The sequence below is a fragment of the Hyphomicrobiales bacterium genome (assembly GCA_030688605.1).
GTDB lineage: Bacteria > Pseudomonadota > Alphaproteobacteria > Rhizobiales > NORP267 > JAUYJB01.
In genome coordinates this window covers 1-6,010 of the sequence record JAUYJB010000135.1, presented here as the reverse complement: position 1 = coordinate 6,010, position 6,010 = coordinate 1, and the positions used below count along the sequence as shown (strand labels likewise).

At 66.7% G+C, this 6,010-nt stretch carries 6 protein-coding genes; 3 read left to right on the top strand and 3 right to left on the bottom strand.

Annotation, left to right across the window (positions count from 1 at the left end; genetic code table 11):
* Positions 1–141: 141 nt before the first annotated feature.
* On the bottom strand, positions 142–474 hold the full coding sequence (hspQ, locus tag Q8P46_14690; GenBank protein ID MDP2621394.1) for a heat shock protein HspQ: 333 nt from the start codon (positions 472–474) through the stop codon (positions 142–144).
* A 125-nt stretch (positions 475–599) separates the two neighbouring features.
* Positions 600–1,649 carry a CoA ester lyase gene (locus tag Q8P46_14685; protein ID MDP2621393.1) on the bottom strand — a complete coding sequence of 350 codons (1,050 nt, stop codon included), beginning with the start codon at positions 1,647–1,649 and terminating at the stop codon, positions 600–602.
* Between the two features lie 215 nt (positions 1,650–1,864).
* Between Q8P46_14685 and Q8P46_14680 the strand changes: the two genes are divergently transcribed.
* The gene (locus Q8P46_14680) at positions 1,865–2,992 is read left to right on the top strand and encodes a CaiB/BaiF CoA-transferase family protein (GenBank protein ID MDP2621392.1); all 1,128 of its coding nucleotides are present in this window, start codon (positions 1,865–1,867) and stop codon (positions 2,990–2,992) included.
* Here the strand turns inward: Q8P46_14680 and Q8P46_14675 are convergent.
* Positions 2,989–4,200 carry a UbiH/UbiF family hydroxylase gene (locus Q8P46_14675; protein MDP2621391.1) on the bottom strand — a complete coding sequence of 404 codons (1,212 nt, stop codon included), beginning with the start codon at positions 4,198–4,200 and terminating at the stop codon, positions 2,989–2,991. The genes Q8P46_14680 and Q8P46_14675 overlap by 4 nt on opposite strands.
* Before the next feature lie 115 nt (positions 4,201–4,315).
* Here Q8P46_14675 and Q8P46_14670 point away from each other — a divergent pair, with 115 nt between their 5' ends.
* Both Q8P46_14670 and Q8P46_14665 read left to right on the top strand, forming a co-directional pair.
* Complete coding sequence (locus Q8P46_14670) at positions 4,316–5,545, top strand: pyridoxal phosphate-dependent aminotransferase (protein MDP2621390.1); 1,230 nt, start codon at positions 4,316–4,318, stop codon at positions 5,543–5,545.
* A 49-nt stretch (positions 5,546–5,594) separates the two neighbouring features.
* Positions 5,595–6,010, top strand: a 416-nt coding sequence (locus Q8P46_14665) for a TerC family protein (protein MDP2621389.1), incomplete at its 3' end; no start/stop codon positions are given.

The following is a 6,010-nucleotide window of genomic DNA, read 5'->3' as shown; positions in this document are numbered from 1 at the left end:
CCACCGAAGGCCGGGTTCTTTTGCGCCGTGGCGGTGTTGCGGCTGTTGGCCGATGCACCGCATCGCCCCGGCGAGCCGCGCCTGGCCCCGGCGCAAAATCATCCCGGTCAAATGGTTCCCTATAACCATGAACCGCTCTAGTTAGTGCGTCGCAATGTTGCGGCGGCGGTAGATTCCACCTTCCAGATCGCCGAAAACCTCCGGAACCTGCGGATGCCGGACCGGCTCGCCGGAGGTGTCGGGCAACAGGTTCTGCTCCGAGACATAGGCGACATATTCGGTCTCTTCGTTCTCGGCGAACAGGTGATAGAAGGGCTGGTTCTTGGCCGGCCTTATCTCCTCGGGGATCGACTGCCACCACTCGTCGGTGTTGGAGAAAGTCGGATCGACGTCGAAGACGACGCCGCGGAAGGGATAGATCCGATGCCGGACGACCTGACCGATCTGGTACTTCGCGCTGCGCGGCTTTGTCATGCCCATCCACGCCCCCTAACTGAATCCACCGCTCAAGTGCTGATTCGGCGAATTCACCTATCTCTACCCCCAGCCTTACGATTTAGAAAGGAGTGCGGGCGCGGTGTCAACGGCGCAATTTGTCGTCAAAGACCGTAATCGGCGGCCTTGTCGGGGTCCCTGGCGGCGACGAGCCGCGCCAGGTCGACGATGACCTTGGCCTGCTTCCAGGTCGCATCGTCCTGCATCTTTCCGTCGATCATCGCCGCGCCCGTCCCGTCGGGCATCGCCTCCAATATGCGGTTGGCGAAGCGGACCTCCTCGGCATCGGGGCTGAATACCCGCTTGGCGATGTCGATCTGGGTCGGGTGCAGCGACCAGGCGCCGACGCAGCCGTGCAGAAAAGCGTTGCGGAATTGCGCCTCGCAGGCGGCCGGGTCGGAGAAGTCGCCGAACGGCCCGTAAAACGGCTTTATGCCGCAACTGGCGCAGGCGTCGACCATCTTGGCGAAAGTGTAATGCCAGAGATCCTGCTGGAAAAAAGCCCGCTTGCCGTCGCCCCCATCCGCGGCGGCGTCGGCAAGGATGCCGTAGCCGGGATGGCCGCCGCCGATGCGGGTCGTCTTCATGCGCCGCGAGGCGGCGAGATCCGCCGGCCCCAGGCTCATGCCGTGCATGCGCGGGCTGGCGGTGGCGATCTTTTCGACATTGGCCACCCCTTCGGCGGTCTCCAGGATGGCGTGAATCAGGATCGGCTTGGAGACATCGTGCTTGGCTTCGAGTTGGGCCAGAAGCTGGTCGAGATAGTGGATGTCCCAGGGGCCCTCGACCTTGGGCAGCATCATCACGTCGAGCTTGTCGCCGACCGCGGCGACAATTTCCGTGATGTCGTCGAGCGCCCATGGGCTGTTGAGCGCGTTGACCCGTGTCCACAGGCCGGTGTCGGCGAAATCGTGGCTCCGCGCCATGTCGATGAAGCCGGCGCGCGCGGCCACCTTCTCGTCGGCCGGGACGGCATCCTCGAGGTTGCCGAGCAGGGTGTCGACCTCGCGGATGAGCTGCGGCACTTTGGCGCGCATTTTTTCAACATGGGGCGGCATGAAGTGGATCATCCGCTCGAGCCGCACCGGCAGCTCGCGATAGGGCGCCGGCGCGCCGACGGCAAGCGGACGATAGAAATTCGCCGGCAATCTCATATCCTTGCCTCGCTCATTGCCCGGCTGGCCACCGCCATGGCCGGTTGACCCTTTTGGGCAAACGGTCTACGGCACCGCGACCCGAAATACCAGCCCGGATGCAGATATCCCCGATGCCGAGCGGCCTGCCTCAGCGGCGGAATTCCTTAGTGCAGCGGCGGCGTCCGGCCGGTCACCCGACCGGCGACCGCCGTCGCGATTCAGGGAGGCTCACCTTGTCCGATCAACCACTTTCCGGCTTGAAAGTCCTCGATTTCACAACCCTCGTGCCGGGGCCGCTGGCGAGCCTCATCCTCGTCGAGGCCGGCGCCGAGGTCGTCAAGATCGAACGCCCGGAAGGCGAGTATATGCGCCACCGGGAGCCTCGCTGGGGCGAAGAGTCCGCGATGTTCGCGCTGCTCAACCGCGGCAAGCGGAGCCTTGCCCTCGACCTCAAGGCGCCCGGCGCGCTTAAGGCGCTCGAGCCGCTGATCGGCGAGGCCGACATCCTTCTCGAACAATTCCGGCCAGGCGTCATGGACCGACTCGGCCTCGGCTACGAACGATGCCGGGCCATCAACCCGCGTCTGATCTATTGCTCGATCTCCGGCTATGGCCAGCGCGGACCGAAGGCCCGGGAAGCCGGTCACGACGTCAATTTCGTCAGCGAGGCCGGGCACCTGTCGATACCGCCGGAAGCGGCCGAACGGCGGCTCTTGCCGCCGCCACCGGTCGCCGATATCGGCGGCGGCACCTTGCCCGCGGTGATCAACATCCTGCTCGCGCTCATCAGCCGGCAGCGCAGCGGAAAAGGCGCTCATCTCGACATCGCCATGTGCGACGGCATGTTCCTGTTCAGCTGCTGGGGCGTGACGCAGGGTCTCGCCACCGGCATCTGGCCGAAGCCTGGGGCCGAGCGCCTGAGCGGCGGCTCGCCGCGTTACCAGGTCTATCCGACCAAGGACAAGCGCTTCGTGGCGGCGGGCGCCTTGGAGGATCACTTCTGGGCGAATTTCTGCGCCGCGATCGGGCTCGAGGAACGCTACCGCGACGATGATGCCGATCCCCAAGCGAGCATCGAGGCGGTGCGCCGTCGCATCGCCGAGAAGGACGCCGAGCATTGGCGCACCGTTTTTGCCGACGCGGATTGCTGCTGCTGCATCGTCGCCACCCTGGAAGAGGCGGTTCAGAACCCGCATTTCCGCGCCCGCGGCCTGTTCGACCGCAAGATCGTCAACGAGGCCGGCGCGCAATCGCCGTCGCTGCCGCTGCCTCTCGCCGACATGTTCCGCGAGCCGCCGGACCGCGTCAGGAGCGCGCCCGCGCTCGGCGCCGATAATGACGCGCTTCTCAAACGGTCCTAAAGCGGCTCGCCGCGCATGATCCGCGATGCGGTTCCCGGCTCCTCGATGCCGAGCTCCATGATGAGGCGGCGCAAGGGGCCGAGCCGCTGCAACAGATAAAGGCCGGCGCCGCGGGCCGCCTGCAGCGGCAGAAAGCCCGAGAGGACGGAGCGGTTCAGAAGATCGATGGCCGTGGTGCGGGCTTTCACATCGGCGCGGCGCCGGCCCGCGTAAGTCTCGAGAAGCGCCTTGTCGCCGGGGTCCTTGCCGGCCCTCCAGGCGTCGGCGACAAGCTCGGCCAGGTTCGCCGCGTCGCGAAAGCCGAGATTGAGCCCCTGGGCGCCGATCGGCGGCACCACGTGGCCGGCTTCGCCGATGAGCACGATGCGCCGGGCCGCCATGGCGCTGACCGTAAGGACGCTGATCGGAAAGGCCGCGCGCGGGCCGACCGCAAGCACGTCGCCGAGAATGGCATAGGATCTTTGCCGCAGCTCCTCGGCGAGCGCGGCGTCGTCGAGGGCCATGAGCCGGCGCGCCTCGGCGGGCCGCACCACCCAGACGATGCTCGAGGCGCGGCCGGGCAGGGGCACGAAGGTCAGCGGCCCGGAATCGGTGTGGAACTCCGTCGAGACATTGTCATGGTCGATCTCGTGGGCGATGTTGAAGGCAAGCGCCATCTGCTCGTAGCGGCCCTCCGAAGCGGTGATCCCGGCGGCCTTCCGGCACGGCGAATTGCGCCCGTCCGCGGCGGCGACGAGCGGCGTCGAGAAGGCGGCGCCATCCTCGGTCTCAAGGCGCACCGCCTGTTCGCCGGGTGTCACGACGGCAATCTTGCGCCGGTCGACGCTCAAGCTCGTTACGGCGGCGGCGCGGTTCTCCAAGGCTGCGACCAGGATGCCGTTCTTGACGTTGTAGCCGAACGGACCGCCGCCGATTTCCCTGCAATCGAAGGTCACCTCCGGCGCCCGCAACAGCCTTCCGGTCGCATCGACGATGCGCATGACGTTGAGCGGCGCGGCGTCGCCGGCGAGCTTGTTCCATACGCCCGCGGCCTTCAGCACCTCGACCGAGCCGCGCAGAAGCGCGGTGGTGCGGGTGTCGTTGGGATCGGCGGGCGGCGCGAACAGCCGCACCGGCACCCCCGCCGAGGCGATCAGGAGCGCGGTCGCGAGCCCCGCCGGCCCGCCGCCGACGGTCACGATCTCGCCCGAACTTGGATGCTTCGCCATGCGCGCCATCGTTTCTGCCTATAGCGCGGCGGAGAGCCTGCGTCATTCCGGTTTCATCGCCGGCCGCCCTCGCGTATAAGGCGCGCCAATCTGCAACGGCGAAAGCGAACCTTCCATGAGCGCGTGGAAGAAGCACAAATCGGGCGAGCATCCTGCAGCCGTCGCGCGGCGCGCGCGGGAGATTTCGGAGCCCGCCACCCTGCGGATGTCGGCCAAGGTGCGCGAACTGCGGCAGGCCGGCGTCGAGATCGTCAATCTGACCATCGGCGAGCCCGATTTCGACACGCCGGACGCGGTCAAGGACGCGGCCAAGGCGGCGCTCGACGCCGGCCAGACCAAATATTCGCCGATCGCCGGCATTGCCGAGCTGCGCCAGGCGGCCGCCGAAAAGCTCAGGCGCGACAACGGCCTCATGTATGACGCGGACGAGATCGTCGTCGCCAACGGCGCCAAGCAGGCGATCACCAATTGCTGCATGGCGTTCCTGGAGCCCGGCGACGAGGTCATCATCCCGGCGCCCTATTGGGCCGCCTATCCGAGCGTGGTCGAGTTCTCCGGCGGTCGCCCGGTCTTCGTCAAGACGCGGGTGAGGGAAGGCTTCAAGCTCACGCCCGCGGCGCTTGCCGCCGCGCTGACCCCGAAATCCAAGCTTCTCATGCTCAATTCGCCCTCCAACCCGGCCGGTGCCGTCTATACCCGCGCCGAGCTTGCCGGTCTCATCGACGTGGCATTGGCCCATCCACAGTTGTGGATCATGTCCGACGAGATCTACGAGCGCATCGATTTTACCGGCCGCCATGCGAGCGTCGCGACGCTTCCAGGCGCCTGGGCGCGCACCGTCACCATCAACGGCGTCTCGAAGGCCTTTGCCATGACCGGCTGGCGCATCGGCTATACGGCGGCACCGATGCCGGTCTCGGTGGTGCTCCGCAAGATCCAGGCGACGCTGACCGGCGGCGCCAATCCCTTCGCCCAGGCTGCGGCAGCCTTTGCGTTGCGCGGGGCCGGCGCTGCGACCGAGCGCATGCGCGCCGCCTACCAGGCGCGGCGCGACCTGGTGCTCGATCTCCTGCACAAGGTCCCGGATGTCAGGGTCAGCCGTCCGGACGGGGCTTTTTACGCCTTTCCCGACGTCAGCGCCTATTTCGGCCGCACCGTCGACGGGCGGACGATCACCGATTCGACCGAAATGGCCGACTATTTCCTGGACGCGGCGCGGGTCTCGACCGTACCCGGGGCCGGCTTCGGCGACGACCGCTGCATCCGCATCTCGACGGCGGCAAGCGAAGCGGAACTGCGCGAGGGGCTCTCGCGCGTGGCCGGCGCGCTCGCCGCCCTGCGCTGAGCGTGCGCCCCTGCACGAATAACGGGCGCGAACAAGTGGAAGGGCCGTGATGATCGAATTGATCTATTCGCCGCAAATCTGGATCAGCTTCGTCACCTTGACGGTGATGGAGATCGTTCTCGGCATCGACAATATCGTATTCATCTCCTTGCTCGTTTCCCGCCTCAAGGAGCCGCAGGCGACGACCGCGCGGCGCATCGGCCTGTCGCTGGCGCTGATCATGCGCGTCGCGCTACTTCTGGTGCTGACCTGGATCATCGCGCTCACCCAACCGCTTTTCTTCCTGCTCGATCACCCGGTCTCCTGGCGCGACCTGATCCTCTTGGCCGGCGGTCTGTTCCTGTTGTGGAAGGGGACGCGGGAAATCCATATCGAGATCGAGGGCGGGGACCATGAGCGGCCGGCTTCGGCGGCCACGACCTTCGCCGCCATCGTCGCCCAGATCGTCGTCATCGACATGGTGTT

Coding starts and splice junctions, on each gene's coding strand:
- hspQ (MDP2621394.1), bottom strand. CDS start 474: ATGACAAAGCCGCGCAGCGCGAAGTACCAGATCGGTCAGGTCGTCCGG.
- Q8P46_14685 (MDP2621393.1), bottom strand. CDS start 1,649: ATGAGATTGCCGGCGAATTTCTATCGTCCGCTTGCCGTCGGCGCGCCG.
- Q8P46_14675 (MDP2621391.1), bottom strand. CDS start 4,200: ATGGCGAAGCATCCAAGTTCGGGCGAGATCGTGACCGTCGGCGGCGGG.
- Q8P46_14670 (MDP2621390.1), top strand. CDS start 4,316: ATGAGCGCGTGGAAGAAGCACAAATCGGGCGAGCATCCTGCAGCCGTC.